Genomic DNA, 20,543 nt, shown 5'->3' with positions numbered 1-20,543 from the left:
ACCGCGTCGCCGAAATCCGCGGTCCGATTCGTGCCGATTGGGTACTCTGCGCGACCAGGATCCGGTCTGTCTGGGGGTGGGCAACGGTGGTGCGACCCGCGTACCTGGAACCTCGCACGGACGTCCCGGCGGTCGAGGACTGGTCCACCGGCCTGGTCCTCGACCAGTTCCGCCCCTACGCGCGCGGGTCCGCCGCGGTCGCCGTGGGACTCCTGGCCGTCGCGGTGAGCCTCCTCGTCTTCCCCGATGCCACCCCCGGCACGGTGGCGACCGTCGTGGTGCTCCTGCTGTTCAGCCTGATCTTCGCCATGCTGCCGCTGGCGCACCGGATCGAGACCGCGCCACGCCGGCGGGGGCTGCTCGACCGACCGTGGCGTCGCGTCCCCGCGACCGTCGTCGCCGGCGGCGGCACGTGGGACGAGGACCGGATCCTGATCTTCGCCGAGGAGGGGACGACCGTCCTGCGCGGTGCGCTGCCCGACGGGCTGGACCTGGTGCTCGACCGGCAGGAGGTGTTCCTGTGCGGGCCGGACGAGCACGGCCGGGCGGTGGTGCGGGTCGCGGGCCTGTGCCGGCTGTTCCCGCTGCGGGTGGACACCGGCGAGGGCGAGGCACGCCCCCGCGAACGCGAACCGCACCTGATCGGCCGACCGCTGGACGACCCGGCCGTGGCACGGGCGTTGCGCGGTTTCCGGTGGGGCACGCGCGCCTGGGTGTGGTGCGCGGCCGGCGGCGCGGTCGGCGCGGTGCTCGTGGCGTTGAGCCTGTGGCCGCTGACGCCGGCCGGGCTGGTGGTCGGTGGGCTCCTGATCGTCGCCGCCGGCCTGATGACGCCGAGCACGCTGCTCATCGACAAGCTCTACCGCGAAGCGGTGGCGGCCGCCGAGTCCGCCACCGGGTGGACCCCGGTTCCGATCACCCTCTTCCCCTGGGAGTCCGGCCACGAGGTGGCCGGTCTCGCCCAACTGCCGGGCGGCACGGCCGTGGTGCGGTTCCCGCTGCCCAACCCGGACCTGATCGCCAACATCGCCGACACGGGGACGACGTGGCTGGCGGGTGACGGCGAGGTCGTCGCCGTGGGCCTGCCGCGCGTGCCCGCGCTCATGCTCGCGATGGTCCACCCGGACCGTGACGTGCCGGAGGACTCCCCGCAGCCGTGGCTGCTGCACGTGCTCGAACCGTCGTGGGGCGGCGTGCCGGCACTGCGCGGCTGATCCCTGGTCCAACGGCCCCGCCGGTCAGGGCCTGCGGCCCCGGAAGGTGCGGCGCAGGTCGTCCACCCACGCGTCGGGGTTCTCCCAGGGGATGAAGTGCCCGCCGCGGTCGTGGGCGTTGACGTTGACGTGGTTGAACCACCCGGCCAGCGGCCCGTTCTCGAACGCCCGCACGCGCTCCTCGGCGGTGTGGACGCCCGGCGGGTTCTCGAACGTGACGAACGTCAGGCCGACCGGGGCCTGCACGACCGGGGTGCGGTCGTGCGACGGCGTCCAGGGGTAGCGGTTGGCGTTGGCGTAGTAGCGCATCGAGGTGGCGATGGAGTTGTTCGCCCAGTAGATCGTGGCGTGCGTGAGCAGGTCGTCCTTGGTGAAGACGGACTCGACGTCGCCGCCGTTGTCGCTCCACGCGTTCCAGCGCTCCAGCAGCCAGGCGAGCAGTCCGGCGGGCGAGTCGCTCAACCCGTGGGCGAGGGTGGCCCCGTCGAGCATGTGCACCGTGAGGTGGGACGCCCAGCGGCGGTCCAGCTCGATGGTGCGGGCGCGGACGTCGGCGGGCTGGTCGGCGGTGAGCGGCCGGTTCCGGGCGAAGTCCCAGGCGCGGGGACCGGTGAAGAAGTCCAGCGGCAGCCCCGAGCCGATGTGGATGCCGTACAGCTCGTCGGCGTACTTGTGACCGAGCTGGCTGGAGACGATCCCGCCGATGTCGCAGCCACCGGCGGCGTACTTGTCGTGACCGAGGATCTCGGTCATCAGGGTGTGCCAGAGGTCGGCGACCTTCCAGAAGTTCACGTCCGGGAAGCCGGTGAGCGGGCCGGGGAAGCCGAAGCCGGGCAGGGACGGCACGATGACGTCGAACGCGTCCGCCGGGTCGCCGCCGAACGCGGCCGGGTCGGCCAGCGGGTCGATCACCTTCGACCAGTGCCAGAACGTCCACGGCCAGCCGTGCGTGAGGATCAACGGGATCGGCCGGGGGCCGCGGCCGGGCTTGCGCATGAAGTGCACCGGGACGCCGGCGACGTCCACCTCGTAGTGCGCGTAGGCGTTGATGGCGGCCTCGGCCTTGCGCCAGTCGTAGCCGTCGCGCCAGTAGGCCAGCAGCTCGCGCAGGTAACCATTTGGCACGCCGTAGGACCAGTCCTCGTTCCCCTCGTCCAGGGGCGGCCGGGTCGACGCGAGCCGGGCGCGCAGGTCGTCGAGGACCTCGTCGGGCACGTGGATCGGGGTGGGCTCCAGCGGCGTGGTCATGCCTACTTCCTTACCTGATCGCTTCAACTGAGCCCGGACACCGCCCGGCCTGGCGATCACGGGGACATCGGTCTACAGTCCGGCAGTATGCAATATATTAGTCGGGCGTTGTTCCGGGATCAGGCGCTGCGCGCGATCCGCGAGGCGATCCTGGGCGGCGACCTGGCGCCGGGCGTGCCGATCAAGGACGTGGAACTGGCCGAACGGCTGGGGTTGTCCCGGACGCCGGTGCGCGAGGCGTTGGCCCGGCTGACCGACGAGGGGTTGGTCGAGAGCAAGCCGCACAGCTACACGCGCGTCACGCCGTTGGACACGGCGGCGGTGCGGGACGCGCACGTGGTCGTGCAGTCCATGCACGCGCTCGCCGCCCGGCTGGCCGTGCCGAGCGTCGTGGAGGCCGACCTCGACGCCATGCGTGCCGCGAACACGACGTTCGCCCGCGCCTTGGCCACCGGTGACGTGCCCGCCGCGCTGGCCGCGGACGACGAGTTCCACGCGGTGGCCGTGCGGCGGGCCGGCAACTTCGCCGTGACGGCCACCATCGAGCGGTACACCCCGCTCGTCCGCCGCCTGGAACGGCTGCGGTTCGCCGCGCCGACCGGCCGCCACTCGGTGGCCATGCACGACGAGATCATCACCGCTTTCGCCGCGGCCGACGCCGACCTCGCGGCGCGGCTGGTCGAGCGGAACTGGGCGACGTTGGCCGACCTGCTGTCGGTCCCGGTTGAGGAGAACTGACATGGCACTGGCCGATTTCGACCGCTTCCCGCTGACCTTCGGCCCGTCCCCGGTGCACGAGCTGGAACGGCTGACCAGGCACCTCGGTGGCGCGCGGGTGTGGGCCAAGCGCGAGGACTGCAACTCCGGGTTGGCCTACGGCGGCAACAAGACGCGCAAGCTGGAGTACCTGGTGGCCGAGGCGCTGGCCACGGGGTGCGACACGTTGGTGTCCATCGGCGGGGTGCAGTCCAACCACACGCGCCAAGTCGCCGCCGCCGCGGCGCGCGCCGGGCTGAAGTGCGTGCTGGTGCAGGAGAGCTGGGTCGACTGGCCGGACGCCGTCTACGACCGGGTGGGCAACATCCTGCTCAGCCGCCTGATGGGCGCCGAGGTGAGGCTGGTGGAAGCGGGCTTCGGCATCGGCGTCAAACCCGCGTGGGAGCAGGCCATCGAGGACGTGCGCGCCGCGGGCGGCAAGCCCTACGCCATCCCGGCGGGCGCGTCGGACCACCCGCTGGGCGGCCTCGGGTTCGCCGGCTGGGCGGCCGAGGTCGAGCGGCAGGAGGCCGAGTTGGGCGTGCGGTTCGACACGATCGTCGTGTGCTCGGTGACCGGCAGCACGCAGGCGGGCATGGTGGCCGGGTTCGCGGGCAGCGACCGGCGGGTGATCGGCATCGACGCCTCCGCCGAGCCGTGCGACACGCGCGACCAGGTCACGCGCATCGCCAAGAACACGGCGGGCCTGCTGGGCGTCGAGGTGACCGACGACGACGTCATCCTCGACGACCGGTTCCACGAGGGCATCTACGGCGTGCCGGGGGAGTCCACCCTGGACGCGATGAAGCTCGGCGCCCGACTGGAGGGCATGATCACCGACCCGGTGTACGAGGGCAAGTCGTTGGCGGGCTTGGTGGAGCTGGTCTCGACCGGCGAGATCCCGCGCGACGCCACGGTCCTGTACGCCCACCTGGGCGGCCAACCGGCCCTCAACGCCTACAGCTCCCTGTTCCGCTGAGGGGCGACGGGCTTCAGGCGACGGGCTTCGGGCGACGGGTGACCGCTTAGCCCGCCGCCGGTCGCCCGAAGCCGCTCTGGCAGGTCGCGTGTGCTTGCTCGCGGAGGTCGCACCCGCTGTTCGCGCAAGTCGCGTGAGCCCGGCGCAAGTCGCGTGAGCCCGGTGCGGGGCGCGGGAGGTTGGCTGCGGGGCGCGGGAGGGCGTTGTGGTCGGTGGCGGGGGTCGTGGTTCGTCGGGTGATTGGGTCGCCGTGCGCTGCCGCCTCCTTTCATTCCGGCAACTTGAATGGTGTGGTCGAAAGTTCCCGGGGGGCGGTGCTCTTTCGGGTGATCTCGGGTCGGGGGATGGTGGGTCTTTGATCTTTCGGTCATGCGCGTAGTCGCAGGCCCTTGGGGGTGGCGCGGAAGCCTGCTTCTTGGAGGATGCCGGCCAGGTGGGAACCCAGGGCCACTTCGCCGTCCGCCCGCTGCACGGCCAGTTGGCCCAGCCAGCCGTCGCGCACGGCTCGGCTCAGGGCTTGGGCGGCGGCGCGCAGGGCGTCCTCCTGCTCGGTGAACGACAGCAGCGACCGGCCGCCCCGCTCCACGTAGAGCGTGGCCTGGCCGTCCACCAGCACGACCAGTGCGCCGGACTTGCGGCCCGGCCGGTGCTTGCCCTCGCCCGACAGGTCCGGCCACGGCAGCGCGGCGCCGTAGGGCTGGGCCGGGTCGGCGGCGGCCAGGACCACGGCTTCCGGTGTGGCGGTGTGCTCCTGGCCGGGCGGGCGGGACGACGCGCGCAGCCGGTCCACCGCGCCCCGGGCCGCGAACTGCGCCGCGCCCAGCCCCTCGACCACGTAACCGCGCACCACCTGCCCGGACTCCTCCATCGCCCGCAGCACCCGGTACACGGCGCTGAACCCGCCGGTCACCCGCTCGGTGTCCAACGCGCCCCGCGTCAGCACGCCGTGCCGTTCCAGGAACGCCTCGGCCCGCGCGTGTGCCCGCCGGGTCGCGTCGGTGACCGGCACGACGGCCAGCGACCACCGGCCCGCCACGGTCGGCGGCCCGGTGCGGCTGGGCAGGTCCGGTCTGGCCGCACGCATCCGCGCGTACCGGCCGCGTGGCGCGGTCCGCCGGGGTTTGTGCGCGGTGCCGCCACCCGCGACCAGCGCCCGCAGCGGCGCGAGGGTGTCGTTCGTGACGACACCCGCCCACACCAGGTCCCACAGCGCGCCGACGACCTCGGTGTCGGTCGTCGGACCGTGCAACGACACCCGGTCGACCAGTTGCCGGAAGAACAACGCGCCGCCGCCCAACGCCTCCACCACGGCGGTGTGCAGCGACGAGTCCGGCATCGCCTCCGGCACCAGGTCGGGCAGCAGCAGGTCGGCCACGTCCGTCGGCGCCAACGCGATCCAGCCGTCACCACCGGCCAGCGAGCCGCACCCGGTCCACGTCACCTCACCGGACGCGGTCAGCTCGTCCAGCAGCGCGGGGCGGTAGCCGGGCAGCCGCGCGGGCAGCACCAGCGACTCCACCGCGCTCGCGGGCAACGGCGCGCCCGCGAGCTGCTCGACCACCGAGTACACGTCGTCCACGGTCGGCGCGGACCGCAGCCGCCGACCCACCCCGTGCCAGGACGGCAGGAACCGGCCCAGCGCGGCGGGCTCCACGGGCTCCACCTCGGCCCGCAACCGGGCCAGCGACGCCCGCCGCAACCGCCGCAGCACCTCGGCGTCGCAGTACTCGGTGTGCGTGCCACCGGGTCTGAGCTCGCCGCGCACCAGCCGCCCGGTTGCCGCCATCCGCTCCAGCACGCCGGTCACCACGGCCACGCCCAGCCCGAACCGCTCCGCCGCCTCCACCGCGGGGAACGGCCCGTGCGTCCGCGCGTACCGCGACAGCAGGTCGCCCAACGGGTCGGCCACCGGCTCGGTGAACACCTCCGGCACGCCCACCGGCAGCGCCACGCCCAACGCGTCACGCACCCGGCCCGCGTCCTCGATCGTGATCACCCGGTCCTCGCCCGCGATGCGCACCCGGATCGCGCGCCGTTGCGCCACCAGGTCGGCCAGCCACTCCGGCCGCACGCCCCGGGCCAGCGCCTCGGCCTCGGACAGGTCGCCCAGGAACCGCAGCAGGTCCGCCGCACCCTCGACGTCACGCGCGTGCCGGTCGGGCGCGAGGCGCTGGAGGTTGCGCTCGACCTCCTCGACCACCTCCGGGTCGAGCAGCTCCCGGATCGCCTCCGACCCCAGCAGCTCCGCCAGCAACGCCGAGTCCAGCGACAACGCCGCCGCCCGCCGCTCGGCCAGCGGCGCGTCCGCCTCGTAGAGGAACATGCCGACGTAGCCGAACAGCAGGCTGCGCGCGAACGGCGACGGCGACGGGGTCTCCACCTCCACCACGCGCACCCGCCGGGCCCGGATGTCGGTCATCAGCTCCCGCAGCCCCGGCACGTCGTACACGTCCTGCAGGACCTCGCGCATGGCCTCCAGCACGACCGGGAAGCTCTCGTACTTCGCCGCCACCGACAGCAGCTGCGCCGCCCGCTGCCGCTGCTGCCACAACGGCGAGCGCTTGCGCGGATCACGCCGGGGCAGCAGCAGCGACCGCGCCGCGCACTCCCGGAACCGGGCCGCGAACAACGCCGAGCCGCCGACCTCGGCCACCACGACCTGCTCGACCTCTTCCGGGTCGAGCAGCACGTCGTCCGCACCGGCCACGACCTGCGCGCCGTCCAGGTCGACCGCGTCGGGCAGCCGGATCACGATCCCGTCGTCCGAGTGCGCCGCCTGCACCTCGATGCCGCGCCGTTCCCGCAGCCGGGCCGCGATCGCCAGCGCCCACGGCGCGTTGACCTGCGCGCCGAACGGCGAGTGCACCACCAGCCGCCAGTCGCCCAGCTCGTCGCGGAACCGCTCCACCAGCACGACCCGGTCGTTGGGCACGTGCCTGGTCGCCTCACGCTGCTCGCCCAGGTAGGCCAGCAGGTTCGAGGTCGCCCACGCGTCCAGCCCGGCCGACGCGGTCCGCTCGGCGGCCTTCGCGTCCTCCATCGTGGACACCTCGCGCAGGAACTTCCCCAACGCCCGCCCCAGCTCCAGCGGACGGCCCGGCGCGTCGCCCTTCCAGAACGGCATCCGCGCGGGCTGACCCGGCGCGGGCACCACGATCACCCGGTCGTGGGTGATGTCCTCGACCCGCCACGACGACGTGCCCAGCAGGAACGTGTCGCCGACCCGCGACTCGTAGACCATCTCCTCGTCCAGCTCGCCGACCCGCGAGCCGGGGCCGCGCTCGGACGGCGGCGTCATCACCGCGAACAGGCCGCGGTCGGGGATCGTGCCGCCGGAGGTCACCGCCAGCCGCTGTGCACCCGGCCTGCCGCGCAGCTCGCCCGTGATCCGGTCCCACGTGATGCGGGGCCTCAGCTCGCCGAACTCCTCGCTCGGGTACCGGCCCGCGAGCATGTCCAGCACCGCCTGCAACGCCGACTCCGGCAGCGCGGCGAACGGCGCGGCCCGCCGGACCAGCCCGGACAGCGACTCGACCGTCCACGTCTCCATCGCCACCATCGCCACGACGTGCTGCGCCAGCACGTCCAGCGGGTTGCGCGGGTACCGGACGGCCTCGATCGCGCCGTCGCGCATCCGCTCGGCCACCACCGCGCACGACACCAGGTCGCCCCGGAACTTGGGGAACATCACCCCGCGCGACACCGCGCCCACCTGGTGCCCGGCGCGGCCGACGCGTTGCAGGCCGGACGCCACCGTGGGCGGTGCCTCCACCTGCACCACCAGGTCGACCGCGCCCATGTCGATGCCCAGTTCCAGCGACGACGTGGCCACCACGCACGGCAGCCGGCCGGACTTCAGCTCCTCCTCGACCACCACCCGCTGCTCGCGCGACATGGAGCCGTGGTGGGCGCGGGCGATCGCGGCCGAGCGCTGGGTGGTGACGCCGGACTGGCCGGGTGCCTCGGCCGGGAACCGCTCCAGCTCCGCGGCCTCCTCGGCGAGCTCGTTGAGCCGCGCGGTGAGCCGCTCGGCCAGCCGCCGCGAGTTGGCGAACACGATGGTCGACCGGTGCTGCCGGACCAGCTCCAGCACCCGCTGCTCCACCGAGGGCCAGATCGACGTCCGCTGCTCCGCGCCCGCCGCCGACCCCGACACCTCGCCGGTCGGCTCGCCGAGCGTCGACATGTCCTCGACCGGCACCTCGACGCGCACCTCGATCGTCTTGGCCGTCTTCGGCTGCACGACCCGCACCGGACGACCGCCCGCGAGGAACGCGCCCACCTCCTCGACCGGCCGCACGGTCGCGGACAGCCCGATCCGCTGGGCGGGCCGCTCCAGCAGCGCGTCCAGCCGTTCCAGCGACAGCGCCAGGTGCGCGCCGCGCTTCGTGCCCGCGACCGCGTGCACCTCGTCGACGATCACCGTCTCGACACCGCGCAACGAGTCGCGCGCGGCCGAGGTGAGCACCAGGAACAGCGACTCGGGCGTGGTGACCAGCACGTCCGGCGGTGTGCGGGCGAACGCGCGCCGGGCGTCCGCGGGGGTGTCGCCCGTGCGCATGCCGACGGTGATGTCCGGTTCGGGCAGCGACAGCCGGTGCGAGGCCTGCCGGATGCCCGCCAGCGGTGCGCGGAGGTTGCGCTCCACGTCCACCGCCAGCGCCTTCAGCGGCGAGACGTACAGCACCCGGCACCGGCGCCTGGGCTCGGCGGGCTTGGGCTCCGACGCCAGCCGGTCCAGCGCCCAGAGGAACGCGGCCAGCGTCTTGCCCGACCCGGTGGGCGCGATGACCAGCGCGTGCTCACCCGCGGCCGCCGCCTCCCACGCGCCCGCCTGCGCCGCCGTGGGCGCGGCGAAGGCCCCGGCGAACCACTGCCGGGTCGCGGGGGAGAACGAGGCCAGAACATCCACCCCCACATACTGAACCAGGGGTCCGACATTTTTCGGTTGTGGCACGATCACTCCGTTCGAACCGAAGGGGTCACCGTGCGCGTCCTGTCCGTCGACCTGGGCACTTCCAACACCGTCGCGGTGCTCGCCGCGCACGGGCGGCCGCCCCGGGTCGTGGAGGTCGACGGCTCGGCCACCATGCCGTCGGCCGTCTACTGCGAGGAGGACGGCACGCTGGTCGTCGGCCGCGACGCCGAGCGCCGCGCCCGCCTCGACCCCGCCCGCTTCGAGCCCAACCCCAAGCGCCGGGTGGACGACGGCGTGCTGCTCCTGGGCGACAACGTGGTCCCGGTCACCGACGCGCTGGCCGCCGTGCTGCGCCGCGTGCTGGACGAGACCACCCGCCAGCTCGGCGGCGAGCCGCTGGACGAGGTCCGCCTCACCCACCCCGCGCAGTGGGGCCCGACGCGCCGCAACGTGCTGCTGTCCGCGGCCCGCCTGGCGGGCGTGAACGCCGAGGTCGTGCTGGTGCCCGAGCCGGTCGCCGCCGCCTCGCACTACGCCTCGCTGTCCGTCGGCCAGGCGCTGGCGGTCTACGACCTGGGCGCGGGCACGTTCGACGTGGCCATCGTCGGCGCGACCCAGAGCGGCTTCACCGTGCTCGCCGAGGACGGCCTGCCCGACCTGGGCGGCCTGGACGTCGACCAGGCGCTGCTGGAGCACGTCGGCCGGCAGGTCTCGCACCGCGACCCGGCGGCCTGGCAGCGGCTGCTGCGCCCCGAGTCGACCGCCGACCGCCGGGCCCGCCGCACGTTGCAGGAGGACGTGCGCGCGGCCAAGGAGTCGCTGTCGCGGCACGCGCACACCGAGGTGCCGATGCCGGAGCCGTTCGAGGACGTGCTGGTCAACCGCTCCGACCTGGAAGCGCTGGTCCGGCCGAGCATGATGCGCAGCGTGGAGCTGCTGGAGTCCACGATCCGCTCCACCGGCATGGCGCCCAACCAGCTCGCGGGCATCTACCTGGTGGGCGGGGCGAGCCGGATCCCGCTGGTCGCGAACATGATCGCCGAGCAGGTGCGGATCGTGCCGACGAGCCTGGACCAGCCCGAGACGGCGGTCGCTCTGGGCGCGCACCACGTGCCCAAGAACGGCGTGACGCCGCGCTCCCAGGAGCCGACCAGGCCCAGGGAGCCCGACACGGTCGTCACCAAGCCGGTGACCCCGCCCGCCGGGTACCAGGCCAACCCCGCGGTCAGCGGCGCGCACCCGGTGAACCCGGCGGTCAGCGGCCCCTACCAGGTCAACCCGAGCGCGAGCGGCGCGTACCAGGTCAACCCGGCGGTCAGCGGGCCCTACCAGGTCTACCCGCAGACCGGGCCGCAGCAGTTCAACTTCCCGTCCGTCGGCACGCGCCCGCGGGCCGGGTCGAAGAAGAAGCCCGACCGCAAGACGCTGCTGATCGCGGCGGGCGCGGTGGTGGTGCTCGTGGCGGCCGTGGTCGGCGGGATCTTCGCGTTCAGCGGGGTGGACGTGCCCAGCGCGCAGGAGTGCAAGAGCGACACCCAGCAGGACGACAAGGGCTTCACCGAGTGCCTGCGCCTGCTCGCGGGCACGGTCCCGGACACCAGCACGTGCAAGGCCGGCGGCACGCCCGGCGTGGGCGGCGTCGACGGCATCAAGGGCACCGTGGTCAGCTGCGCGGTGAAGGACGACTACTCGGTCCAGTACGTCCTCACCGAGACGGTGATCGGCGCGCAGCACGGCGCGGAGGCCGTGGTGCGCTCGCTCAAGGCAGACATGGTCGAGGCGCGGTGGGCGGGCAACGGCCTGACCGGCAAGTACCGGGCCGCCGCGGACGGCGGGCTGGGGCTGCTCGTGTTCACCGCCGACGACCTGCCGCTGCTGGGCATCGTGACCAGGAGCGGTGGCGAGGAGCTGACCGCCGACCAGGTGGCCGACTTCTTCGAGGCTGCGGTCCAACCCGGCACCTGAGACCCGGACGGTGGCTGGTAGGGCCCGGTCCCGCCTGGCACAGTCAAGATCATGACCGGGGTCGACGTCGTGCAGCGCAGGGTCCTGCGGGTGCTGGCGGTGACCCAGGTCCTCGGCGCGGCCGGCGTCACCATCGGCCTGGCGGTGAGCACGCTGATCGCGGCCGTGCTCGCCGACTCCGACGCGGTCGGCGGGATGGCGCAGACCGCCGCGGTGCTCGGCGCGGCCGCGTTCGCGCTGCCCGCGGCGCGGTTGGCGGCCCGCAGCGGACGCCGTCCCGCGCTGGTCCTGGGCTACGGCGCGGGCGCGGGCGGCGCGGCGGTGGCGGCGTGCGCCGTGGTGCTCGGCTCCTGGCAGGTGCTGCTGGTCGCGCTCGTGCTGTTCGGTGCGGCGTCCAGCGCGAACCTCGCCGCCCGGTACGCGGGCGCGGACCTGGCCCCACCGCACCGCCGAGCGCGCTCGCTGGCGCTGGTGGTGTGGGCGGCCACGATCGGCGCGGTGGCCGGGCCGAACCTGGCCGACCCGGCGGGGCAGGCGGCCGTGCGGCTGGGGCTGCCCGTGGGCGCGGGGCCGTACCTGCTGTCGGCCGCGCTGTTCGGCCTGGCCGCGCTGGTCGTCCTGCGGTTCCTGCGGCCCGACCCGCTGGCGCTGGCGAAGTCCGCCGTCGTCGCGCCTCCGGCCGTCACCAAGCGGTCGGTGGCGGTGTGGCGGTCCCTGCCGCCCGCCGGGAAGCTCGCGCTGGGCGGCGTGACGCTGTGCCACACCGCGATGGTGGGCCTGATGTCGATGACCCCCGTGCACATGGACCACGCGGGCTCGTCGTTGCGGGTCGTGGGCGTGGTGATCAGCCTGCACGTCGCCGCGATGTACGCGGCCAGCCCGCTGTTCGGGTGGATGGCCGACCGGCTCGGCCGGGTGCCGGTGCTGGCGATCGGCGCGGCGCTCGTGGTCGCCGCGTCCGGCATCGCGGGCATGGCGCCGTCGCACGACGCGCCGCAGCTGGCCGCCGGGCTGGCGCTGCTGGCGTTCGGCTGGTCGGCGGGCGTGGTGGCGGGTTCGGCGCTGCTCACCGAGTCGGTGGACGTGGTGGACCGGCCGGCCGCGCAGGGCCTGTCCGACCTGTGCATGAACGCGGGCGGCGCGCTCGGCGGCGTCACGGCGGGCATCGTGGTGACCGCGTGGTCCTACGCCGCGCTGGGCCTGGTCATCGGGTTCACCGCGCTGCCCCTGCTGGTGACGTGCCTGTTCGCGTCGTTGCAGCGGGTGCGCTGACGGGTGGTCAGCGCTTGCGGTTGTGCCAGAGCGCGCGCAGGCCGACCACGATCGCCGCGACGAGCCCGGCGATCACCGCGACCGTGGCGATCGGCGACGACATGCCCGTGGGGTCTTCCTGCAACAACAGCACGGGTCGAGGTTAGCGCGCGGCCGCCGCGAACTCGCGCACCCGGACCGTCTCGCCCGCCGTGCGCCAGACCATGCCCCACGCCAGCCGGGGCGCGCCCACCAGCGGCAGGAACGCGACCCTGGGGCGGGCGAAGTAGCCGGCCGCGTGCGCGCCCAGCGGGCTGACGCCCTCGCCGTCGGCGATCGCGGTGAGAAGTTCCTGGAAGGTCGTGACGTCCCGGCCGCGCTTGATCGGCGCGCCCTCGGGGGTCGTGTCACGCCAGTAGGCGGCGCGGAAGACAGTGTCGCGGGCCAGGTCCTCCAGCGTCACGACCTCCTGCCGCGTGAACGGGTGCGTGTCGGCCACGGCGAGCACCAGCGGCTCTTCGAGGACGACCGGGCCGGGCGTCAGGTCCGGCTCGTCGACCGGGAACAACGTCACCAGCACGTCCACCTCGTCAGCCCTGAGCAGTGAGAACGGGTCGGTGAACGGCGCTTCGCGCACGCGCACCTCGCTGTCCGGGTGACGGGCGCGGAACGTGTCGAGGACGTGGCCGACGAGATCGGCGACGGCAGGTGCTTCGAAGCCGACGCGCAGCAGCGACGTGCCGCGTGCGGACTCCACAGCGCGCGCTATGCCGTCCACGATCTGCTGGTAGGCCGGTGCCAGGTCGTCGCGCAGGCGTCGGCCGATGGGCGTGAGCGCGACCCGGCGGCTGGTCCGCTCGAACAGCGGCGCGCCGATGCGGCGTTCCAGCTGCTTGACGGATTGGCTGACGCGCGCCTGGGAGACGTGGAGCCGCTCGGCGGTGCGGCTGAAGTGCAGCTCCTCGGCCAGCGCCAGGAAGACCTCCAGGTCACGGCGTTCCATAACCGTCAGGTTATCGTTCCATGCGATCTCCGCCGTTGTTCGGGCCCGGCCCGGCGACGAGTCTCGACGTCATGGAAAACCCGCTGCTCGTCCGCGCCGCCCAGGCCGAAAAGCTCGACGCCGACCCCGCCGCCGTGGTCACCCTCCTCGCCGACCTCGACGGCCTGACCAGCAACCGCTCCACGTTCCGCGACGGCTCCGACGGCGCGCCGCCGCACTTCCACACCCGTGCGTCGGAGCTGTTCTTCGTGCTCGACGGCACGCTGCAAGTGCTGTTGGACACCGACGTGGTGACCTTGGAGCGCGGCGACTTCCTCGTCGTGCCGCCACGCGTGCCGCACGCCTTCGGCGCGCTCAAGGGCGCGGACGCGGACGCCCTGTTCGTCTTCACGCCGGGCATGGGCCGCTTCGACTACTACCGCCTGCTCGACCGCGTGCAGCGCGGTGAGGCGAGCCCCCAGGAGATCCGCGACTCGCAGGACCGGTTCGACAACCACTACGTCGACAGCCCGGCGTGGAAGGCGGCGCGCTAGCCTGGACCCGATGCGCATCACGATGTTCCGCAAGCTGATGGCGGGCGAGTTCGGCCAGGTCAGGGCGGAGATGGTGGCCCGGGACCACGTGCTGTCCGCCCTCGGCGGCCGGACTCCCGACCAGGCGTTGGAGGCGGGGTTGCCGGCCAAGGAGATCTGGCTGGCCGTCTGCGACGCGTTCGACGTGCCCGAACAGCGGCGGTGACCCGGTGTGTCGACCAGGTGGTCGAACACCTGTTCGGCTACACTCCCGACACGACCGGGTGACAACACCCCGCAGGTGACCTGGTCCCCACCGAAAAATGTCGGACCCCACCCGTAACGTCGGCCCCGACATCGCACCGCGACTCCAAGACACTCCGAGGTGGACTCCAGATGGCACCCCAGGCACCCGACCGGGACAAGGCCCTCGAGCTGGCCCTGGCCCAGATCGACAAGCAGTTCGGCAAGGGCTCGGTCATGCGGCTCGGCGAGGAAGGCCGCGCCCCGATCGAGGTGATCCCCACCGGCGCGATCGCGCTCGACGTGGCGCTCGGCATCGGCGGCCTGCCCCGCGGCCGCGTGGTCGAGATCTACGGGCCGGAGTCCTCCGGTAAGACGACGGTCGCGCTGCACTCCGTGGCCAACGCGCAGCGCAACGGCGGCATCGCGGCGTTCATCGACGCCGAGCACGCGCTCGACCCGGACTACGCGCGCAAGCTGGGCGTCGACACCGACGCGCTGCTGGTCTCGCAGCCCGACACCGGCGAGCAGGCGCTGGAGATCGCGGACATGCTGGTCCGCTCCGGCGCGCTCGACATCCTGGTCATCGACTCGGTGGCGGCCCTGGTGCCCCGCGCCGAGATCGAGGGCGAGATGGGTGACAACCACGTGGGTCTGCAGGCCCGCCTGATGAGCCAGGCGCTGCGCAAGATCACCGGCGCGCTCAGCTCGTCCAACACGACCGCGATCTTCATCAACCAGCTGCGCGAGAAGATCGGCGTGATGTTCGGCTCGCCCGAGACCACGACCGGTGGCAAGGCGCTGAAGTTCTACGCGTCGGTGCGGCTGGACGTGCGGCGCATCGAGACCCTGAAGGACGGCGGCGAGCCGGTCGGCAACCGCACCAGGGTCAAGGTCGTGAAGAACAAGGTGGCCCCGCCGTTCAAGCAGGCCGAGTTCGACATCCTCTACGGCGTGGGCATCAGCCGTGAGGGTTCGCTCATCGACATGGGTGTCGACCAGGGCATCCTGCGCAAGTCGGGTGCTTGGTACACCTACGAGGGCGACCAGCTGGGCCAGGGCAAGGAGAACGCGCGGAAGTTCCTGCGCGAGAACCCGGACGTGGCCAACGAGATCGAGAAGCGGATCAAGGACAAGCTGGGCATCGGCGCCACCCTCGACGCGGACGAGACCGCACCGGCGCCGGTCGAGTTCTAAGCGGGCGTGGCTGGACGAGGTGGCCGTGGTCGCGGGCCGTCCCGCGACCGTTCGGCCGACGAGGAGGAGCCGCGCCCGGTCGACCCGGCGAAGGAGCAGCGCAAGGCCGCGGACATCTGTTACGCGCTGCTCACCGCACGGGCCCGCACCCGCGTGGAGCTGAAGGACGCGCTGCTGCGCAAGGGCATCAGCGAGCAGACGGCCGAGCTGGTGCTGGCCAAGTTCGACCGGGCGGGCCTGATCGACGACGCCGCCTTCGCCGAGGTCTGGGTCCGCTCCCGGCACACCCACCAGGGCCTGGCCCGGCGTGCCCTGGCCATGGAACTGCGCCGCAAGGGCGTGGCGGACGAGGTGGCGGCCGAGGCCGTCGCCGCGGTGGACGACGAGGCCGAGGAAGACCGGGCGCGCGACCTGGTGCGCAAGAAGTTGCGCGCCATGGCGACCTTGGACGACACCACCAAGATCCGCCGCCTGGTCGCCGCCCTGGCCCGCAAGGGCTACGGCGAGGGCCTGGCCTACCGCGTGGTCCGCGACGAACTGCGCCGCGCGGGCGACGAGACCACGGCTCTGGACGACCTGCTCTAGCCCCACCACCGTCCGCCGCGACCTCCGGGGGAGTGGCGGCGGCAGGGTTGGGCTGAGTTCGGGGTGAGCCGGCGCGGGGCACATCGGCTGGGTGCCGGACGGGTTGGCGGGCTGCGGTCCGACCGGCGGGTCGCGTGGGCCAGGCTGCGCGAGAGCCGGGCTTGGCTGATGCGGGCCGGCCAAGCCCAGGTGCGGGCTGAAGCTAGCGAGGGCTGGAGTGGGCAGGCGGGAACGCGGTTGCGGCTGGTGCTCGCTGGAGCCGGCGCGGGGTGAGGGTGGGCTCGGCTGGCGCGGGGTGGAGTCGGACTGGCGGGCACGCGGCTGCGGCTGGTGCAGGCCGGTTGGCTGGCGTGCGCTGGAGCCGGGCTTGGGCTGAGGCGGGCCGGCCAAGCCCAGGTGTGGGCTGGAGTTAGCGTGGGCTGGAGCGGGCAGCCGGGAACGCGGCTGCGGCTGGTGCTCGCTGGAGCCGGCGCGGGGTGGAGCTGGGCTGGCGCGGGCTGGGCTGGCGCGGGTTGGAGTCGGGATGGGCCAGCGCGGACGGGCGGGAACGCGGCTGCGGCTGCGGCACGCTGCGTTGACCGGCGTGCGCTGGGGCTGTGGCCGGTTGGAGGGCACGCCGTTGCGGCTGGTGTCGTTGGACTCGGTGCGGGTTGGAGTTGGGCCGGTGTGCGCTGGGGCCGGCGCGGGCTGCTGCACCCGCCACCAGCGCTCACCTCAGGACAGCGCGCGGGTCAGGCGCCAGTACTGGCGCTTCTTCTCCTCGCGCACCACGACACCGAGGCGGCTCAGTTCTTCGCGCAGCTCGTGCGCGTCGTCCTGGTCGCCCTTGCGCAACGCCTCGGCCCGCACCTTCAGCAACGCGTTCGCCCCCGGCGGGAGGTCCGGCGTCCCGTCGACCCACCGCCGGTAGTCCTCGTGGTACGGGTCGCCGTCCAGCCACTGGTAGCCGTGCGTCTGGAACGCCTCGGCCAGCGCCTCCGGCTTCAGGTCGTGCGTCTCCCGCGCCAGCTCGCCGGTGTCCACACCGAGCAGCACGAGCTTCTTGCCGTCGAGGAACACCCCGGACACCAACGTCCGGTCGAAGCTGCGGTGCCGGCCGCCCCTCAGCAGCTCGACGCCCTCGTTGAACACCTCGACCACCAGCCGCTCGTGCGCGGCGATCCCGGCCACCAGCAACCCGAGCACCGCGCCCACGGCCACCGAACCGATCGTCGCCCACGGCTCCGGGATGGAGGCCACCAGCCGGAACGGCCCCTGCATCGGGGCCCACGACAGGTCGGCCACCCACCCGGCGATCGACTTCAGGCCCCACACCACCAGCGCGCCCAGCACCGGGAACCCGACCGACACCACGGCCACCTGGCCACGCGGCTCGGCGACCACTGTGGTTCGTCGCGCGTCCATCCCCCACTACCTCCCCAGAAGTGAGCCCTCAACTTATCGCCGTAGCCTGTGGCGGTGGGGATCAGGGCCGAGCACGTGGTGTGGGACTGGAACGGGACCCTGTTCGCCGACAACGACGCCGTGCTCGCCGCGGTCAACCGGGTCTGCGCCGACTTCGGCCACGGCGCCGTCACGCTGGAGCACTGGCGCGAGGTGTTCAGCCGACCGATCAAGGACTGCTACGAGCGGCTGTTCGGCCGTCCGCTCAGCGCCGCCGACTGGGCCCGCGTCGACCTCGTCTACCACGCCGAGTACCGGGCGTCGATGGACCGCTGCGGGCTGGCGGTCGGCGTGCCCGGCCACCTCGCCGCGCTGCGCCACACCCAGTCGCTGCTGTCGATGTGGTTCCACGACGAGCTGGTCCCGCTGGTCACCCGCTTCGGCCTGCACGAGCTGTTCCGCCGCGTGGACGGCCTCAAGTCCGCTGGCGACGGCGGCTCGAAGGCCGAGCACCTCGCCGAGCACCTGGACGCCCTCGACCTGCGCCCGCGTGACGTCGTCCTGATCGGCGACGTGGCCGACGACGCGGAAGCCGCCCGGCACGTGGGCGCCCAGGTCGTCCTGGTCGCCACCGGCACCAGCTCGCGCGCCGCCCTCGAGCGGACCGGCGCGCCGGTCGCCGACTCGATCCCGGAAGCGCTCGCCCACCTGGCATGACGGAGGGCGCCTCCCACCGCGAAGGGGAAGACGCCCTCGGTCGAGCACTACAGCGCCGACGCGGCCCGCGCCAGCTCCTCGATCCGGGCCCAGTCGCCCGACGCCAGCGCGTCCTTGGGCGCGAGCCACGACCCGCCCACGCACCCGACGTTCGGCAGCGCCAGGTAGTTCGGCGCGGTCGCGGGCGTGATGCCGCCGGTCGGGCAGAACCGCAGGCCGGGCAGCGGGCCACCGATCGACTTGAGGTAGTCCACACCGCCCGCGGCCTCGGCCGGGAAGAACTTCAGCGACGTCAGCCCGCGCTCGGCCAGCCGCATCGCCTCGGACACGGTCGCCGCGCCCGGCAGGAACGGCAGCCCGGTGTCCTCGGCCGCGTTCAGCACCCGGTCCGTGGACCCCGGCGTCACGAGGAACGCCGCACCGGCCTTGGCCGCCTGCTCGGCGTGCTCCGGCGCGGTCACGGTGCCCGCGCCGATCACGATGCCCGGCACCTCCGCCGCGACCCGCTCGATCGCGGCCAGCGCCGCGGGCGTGCGCAGCGTCAGCTCGATCACGCGCACACCGCCGCGCAGCAACGCCTCCGCCAGCGGCACGGCGTGCTCGGCGTCGTCCACGACGACGACCGGGATGACGGGGGACAGCGCCAGCAGATCCGCCGCCGTCGCGTGAGCCGGGGCGTTGGTCACCGGGACACCTCCTGGTTGAACTGGCCTTCGAAGTGCGAGGCCGCGATCGGTCCGAACACGCTCGCGCCCCGGTCGGCGGGCCCGACCGCCCGGCGCAGCGCGGCGAACAGCTCCCGGCCCGTGCCGGTCCACGCCTGCGCGTCCGGCGGGAAGTCCACCAGATCGCGCGCGGCCAGCTCCGCCGGGTCCACGAACGCCTCCAGCGTGCCGGTCTCGGCGTCCAGCCGCAGCACGTCGCCGTCGCGCACGCGGGCCAGCGGGCCGCCGACGGCCGCCTCCGGGGTGAGCTGGATGGCGGCCGGGATCTTGCCCGACGCGCCGGACATCCGCCCGTCGGTGACCAGCGCGACCTTGAAGCCCCGGTCCATCAGCACGCCCAGCGCGGGCGTCAGCTTGTGCAGCTCGGGCATCCCGTTGGCCTGCGGGCCCTGCTGCCGCACCACCACGACCACGTCCCGCTCCAGCTCACCGGCCTGGAACGCGGCGCTGAACGCCTCCTGCGAGGTGAACACCCGCGCGGGGGCCTCGACGACCCGGTGCTCCGGCTTGACCGCCGACACCTTGATCACCGCGCGGCCCAGGTTGCCCGACAGCATGCGCAGGCCGCCGTCGGCCGCGAACGGGTCGGTCGCGGGCCGCAGCACGTCGGTGTCCAGCGAGTGCGGCGGGCCCGGCCGCCACTGGAGCACGCCCTCGACCAGCACCGGCTCCTGCCGGTAGCGGTGCAGCCCGTCACCGGCCACGGTCTTCACGTCGGCGTGCAGCAGGCCCGCGTCCAGCAGCGTCGACACCAGGAACGACACGCCGCCCGCGGCCTGGAAGTGGTTGATGTCGGCCGAGCCGTTCGGGTAGACGCGGGCCAGCAGCGGCACCACCGAGGACAGCTCGGAGAAGTCGTCCCAGCTCAGCTCGATGCCCGCGGCCGACGCGATGGCGACCAGGTGCATCGTGTGGTTGGTCGACCCGCCGGTGGCCAGCAGCGCGATCACGCCGTTGACCACGGACTTCACGTCCACCACGTGCCCGACCGGGGTGTAGTCCGCGCCCCGGCTGATCTCCACCGCGCGCCGGGCGGCCTCCTCGGTCAGCGCCTTGCGCAGCTTGGTGCCCGGCGGCACGAAGCTCGCGCCGGGCAGGTGCAGGCCCATGACCTCCACGACGAGCTGGTTGGAGTTCGCCGTGCCGTAGAACGTGCAGGTCCCGGGGCTGTGGTAGGACTGCGCCTCGGCTTCGAGCAGGTCCTCGCGGGTGGCCTTGTTCTCCGCGAACAGCTGCCGGACCCGGGCCTTCTCCGAGTTGGGCAGGCCGGAGTGCATGGGGCCCGCGGGCACCAGGATCGCGGGCAGGTGGCCGAACGACAGCGCGCCGATCAGCAGGCCGGGCACGATCTTGTCGCACACGCCGAGCAGCAGCGCCGAGTCGAACATCTCGTGCGACAGGGCGATGCCGGTGGCCATGGCGATGACCTCCCGGCTGAACAGGGACAGCTCCATGCCCGCGCGGCCCTGGGTGATGCCGTCGCACATGGCGGGCACGCCGCCCGCGAACTGCGCCACGCCGCCGACGGCCCGCGCCGCGTCCTTGATCCACGCCGGGTACTCGTGCATCGGCTGATGGGCCGACAGCATGTCGTTGTAAGCGGACACGATCGCCACGTTGGGGCGACGAAGTGCCCGAAGGAGGTCTTTGTCACCGCCCGTGATCCCGGCGAAACCGTGCGCCAGGTTGCTGCACGCCATGTCGCGGCGGGCGGGGCCCTCCTGGTGGGCCGCGGCGATGCGTTCGAGGTAGGCGGACCGGCCGGCGGCGCTGCGGGCGGCGATTCGAGCCGTCACTTCGGCGACGACGGGATGCACGCTCATGGTTCGCTGTCTCCGGTGATGATC

17 protein-coding genes are annotated in these 20,543 nt (G+C 73.5%); 10 read left to right on the top strand and 7 right to left on the bottom strand.

Going from position 1 to position 20,543, the window contains the following annotated elements; all coding sequences use genetic code 11:
* Positions 1-86 precede the first annotated feature (86 nt).
* On the top strand, positions 87-1,214 hold the full coding sequence (locus LZG04_RS23140; protein WP_233820042.1) for a hypothetical protein: 1,128 nt from the start codon (positions 87-89) through the stop codon (positions 1,212-1,214).
* Positions 1,215-1,238: 24 nt separating this feature from the next.
* Here LZG04_RS23140 and LZG04_RS23135 read toward each other — a convergent pair whose 3' ends face one another.
* On the bottom strand, positions 1,239-2,462 hold the full coding sequence (locus LZG04_RS23135) for an epoxide hydrolase family protein (protein ID WP_233820041.1): 1,224 nt from the start codon (positions 2,460-2,462) through the stop codon (positions 1,239-1,241).
* A gap of 87 nt (positions 2,463-2,549) precedes the next feature.
* Between LZG04_RS23135 and LZG04_RS23130 the strand changes: the two genes are divergently transcribed.
* Positions 2,550-3,200, top strand: a complete 651-nt coding sequence (locus tag LZG04_RS23130) for a GntR family transcriptional regulator (protein ID WP_233820040.1) — start codon at positions 2,550-2,552, stop codon at positions 3,198-3,200.
* Position 3,201: 1 nt separating this feature from the next.
* Positions 3,202-4,197, top strand: a complete 996-nt coding sequence (locus LZG04_RS23125) for a 1-aminocyclopropane-1-carboxylate deaminase (protein WP_233820039.1) — start codon at positions 3,202-3,204, stop codon at positions 4,195-4,197.
* A gap of 367 nt (positions 4,198-4,564) precedes the next feature.
* Here the strand turns inward: LZG04_RS23125 and LZG04_RS23120 are convergent, their stop codons facing one another.
* A complete protein-coding gene (locus tag LZG04_RS23120; protein ID WP_233820038.1) occupies positions 4,565-9,109 on the bottom strand; it encodes an ATP-dependent helicase in 4,545 nt (1,514 codons plus the stop codon).
* Between the two features lie 75 nt (positions 9,110-9,184).
* Between LZG04_RS23120 and LZG04_RS23115 the strand changes: the two genes are divergently transcribed.
* Positions 9,185-11,080 carry an Hsp70 family protein gene (locus LZG04_RS23115; RefSeq protein ID WP_233820037.1) on the top strand — a complete coding sequence of 632 codons (1,896 nt, stop codon included), beginning with the start codon at positions 9,185-9,187 and terminating at the stop codon, positions 11,078-11,080.
* Positions 11,081-11,131: 51 nt separating this feature from the next.
* Positions 11,132-12,352 (top strand): MFS transporter, encoded by a 1,221-nt coding sequence (locus LZG04_RS23110; RefSeq protein ID WP_233820035.1) that lies wholly within the window; start codon positions 11,132-11,134, stop codon positions 12,350-12,352.
* 7 nt (positions 12,353-12,359) lie between these two features.
* Here the strand turns inward: LZG04_RS23110 and LZG04_RS41930 are convergent, their stop codons facing one another.
* Positions 12,360-12,485, bottom strand: a complete 126-nt coding sequence (locus LZG04_RS41930) for a hypothetical protein (RefSeq protein WP_267937654.1) — start codon at positions 12,483-12,485, stop codon at positions 12,360-12,362.
* 9 nt (positions 12,486-12,494) lie between these two features.
* Positions 12,495-13,334: a LysR family transcriptional regulator gene (locus LZG04_RS23105; RefSeq protein WP_233820033.1), complete on the bottom strand. Its 840-nt coding sequence runs from the start codon at positions 13,332-13,334 to the stop codon at positions 12,495-12,497.
* A 71-nt stretch (positions 13,335-13,405) separates the two neighbouring features.
* Between LZG04_RS23105 and LZG04_RS23100 the strand changes: the two genes are divergently transcribed.
* The 4 genes from LZG04_RS23100 to LZG04_RS23085 all read left to right on the top strand — a co-directional run bounded on the left by LZG04_RS23100 (position 13,406) and on the right by LZG04_RS23085 (position 15,871).
* Positions 13,406-13,867 carry a cupin domain-containing protein gene (locus tag LZG04_RS23100; RefSeq protein ID WP_233820032.1) on the top strand — a complete coding sequence of 154 codons (462 nt, stop codon included), beginning with the start codon at positions 13,406-13,408 and terminating at the stop codon, positions 13,865-13,867.
* Positions 13,868-13,877: 10 nt separating this feature from the next.
* Positions 13,878-14,072, top strand: coding sequence for a DUF3046 domain-containing protein (locus tag LZG04_RS23095; protein WP_233820031.1), 195 nt, complete (start codon positions 13,878-13,880; stop codon positions 14,070-14,072).
* Between the two features lie 170 nt (positions 14,073-14,242).
* Positions 14,243-15,286, top strand: coding sequence for a recombinase RecA (recA, locus tag LZG04_RS23090; RefSeq protein ID WP_141978194.1), 1,044 nt, complete (start codon positions 14,243-14,245; stop codon positions 15,284-15,286).
* A gap of 114 nt (positions 15,287-15,400) precedes the next feature.
* On the top strand, positions 15,401-15,871 hold the full coding sequence (locus tag LZG04_RS23085; RefSeq protein ID WP_233820413.1) for a regulatory protein RecX: 471 nt from the start codon (positions 15,401-15,403) through the stop codon (positions 15,869-15,871).
* Positions 15,872-16,585: 714 nt separating this feature from the next.
* On the opposite strand, the gene LZG04_RS23080 is transcribed toward LZG04_RS23085, so the two are convergent.
* Positions 16,586-17,275 (bottom strand): hypothetical protein, encoded by a 690-nt coding sequence (locus LZG04_RS23080; protein ID WP_233820030.1) that lies wholly within the window; start codon positions 17,273-17,275, stop codon positions 16,586-16,588.
* A gap of 54 nt (positions 17,276-17,329) precedes the next feature.
* Between LZG04_RS23080 and LZG04_RS23075 the strand changes: the two genes are divergently transcribed.
* Positions 17,330-17,971, top strand: a complete 642-nt coding sequence (locus tag LZG04_RS23075) for an HAD family hydrolase (RefSeq protein ID WP_233820029.1) — start codon at positions 17,330-17,332, stop codon at positions 17,969-17,971.
* 47 nt (positions 17,972-18,018) lie between these two features.
* Here the strand turns inward: LZG04_RS23075 and eda are convergent, their stop codons facing one another.
* Both eda and edd read right to left on the bottom strand, forming a co-directional pair.
* The gene (eda, locus tag LZG04_RS23070) at positions 18,019-18,657 is read right to left on the bottom strand and encodes a bifunctional 4-hydroxy-2-oxoglutarate aldolase/2-dehydro-3-deoxy-phosphogluconate aldolase (RefSeq protein WP_233820028.1); all 639 of its coding nucleotides are present in this window, start codon (positions 18,655-18,657) and stop codon (positions 18,019-18,021) included.
* Positions 18,654-20,519, bottom strand: coding sequence for a phosphogluconate dehydratase (gene edd / locus LZG04_RS23065; RefSeq protein ID WP_233820027.1), 1,866 nt, complete (start codon positions 20,517-20,519; stop codon positions 18,654-18,656). The genes eda and edd overlap by 4 nt, the downstream gene beginning before the upstream one ends.
* Positions 20,520-20,543: the final 24 nt, after the last annotated feature.

This window comes from Saccharothrix sp. S26 (genome assembly GCF_021390395.1).
Lineage (GTDB): Bacteria > Actinomycetota > Actinomycetes > Mycobacteriales > Pseudonocardiaceae > Actinosynnema.
Note: the sequence above shows the minus strand (reverse complement) of the source record. Positions and strands in the feature narration are given on the sequence as shown.

Excerpts from the sequence above, each read along its gene's own strand:
- recA (WP_141978194.1), top strand. The coding sequence starts at position 14,243 with ATGGCACCCCAGGCACCCGACCGGGACAAGGCCCTCGAGCTGGCCCTG.
- LZG04_RS23100 (WP_233820032.1), top strand. The coding sequence starts at position 13,406 with ATGGAAAACCCGCTGCTCGTCCGCGCCGCCCAGGCCGAAAAGCTCGAC.
- edd (WP_233820027.1), bottom strand. The coding sequence starts at position 20,519 with ATGAGCGTGCATCCCGTCGTCGCCGAAGTGACGGCTCGAATCGCCGCC.
- LZG04_RS23135 (WP_233820041.1), bottom strand. The coding sequence starts at position 2,462 with ATGACCACGCCGCTGGAGCCCACCCCGATCCACGTGCCCGACGAGGTC.
- LZG04_RS23105 (WP_233820033.1), bottom strand. The coding sequence starts at position 13,334 with ATGGAACGCCGTGACCTGGAGGTCTTCCTGGCGCTGGCCGAGGAGCTG.
- LZG04_RS23095 (WP_233820031.1), top strand. The coding sequence starts at position 13,878 with ATGCGCATCACGATGTTCCGCAAGCTGATGGCGGGCGAGTTCGGCCAG.
- LZG04_RS23125 (WP_233820039.1), top strand. The coding sequence starts at position 3,202 with ATGGCACTGGCCGATTTCGACCGCTTCCCGCTGACCTTCGGCCCGTCC.
- LZG04_RS23080 (WP_233820030.1), bottom strand. The coding sequence starts at position 17,275 with ATGGACGCGCGACGAACCACAGTGGTCGCCGAGCCGCGTGGCCAGGTG.
- LZG04_RS23110 (WP_233820035.1), top strand. The coding sequence starts at position 11,132 with ATGACCGGGGTCGACGTCGTGCAGCGCAGGGTCCTGCGGGTGCTGGCG.
- LZG04_RS23130 (WP_233820040.1), top strand. The coding sequence starts at position 2,550 with ATGCAATATATTAGTCGGGCGTTGTTCCGGGATCAGGCGCTGCGCGCG.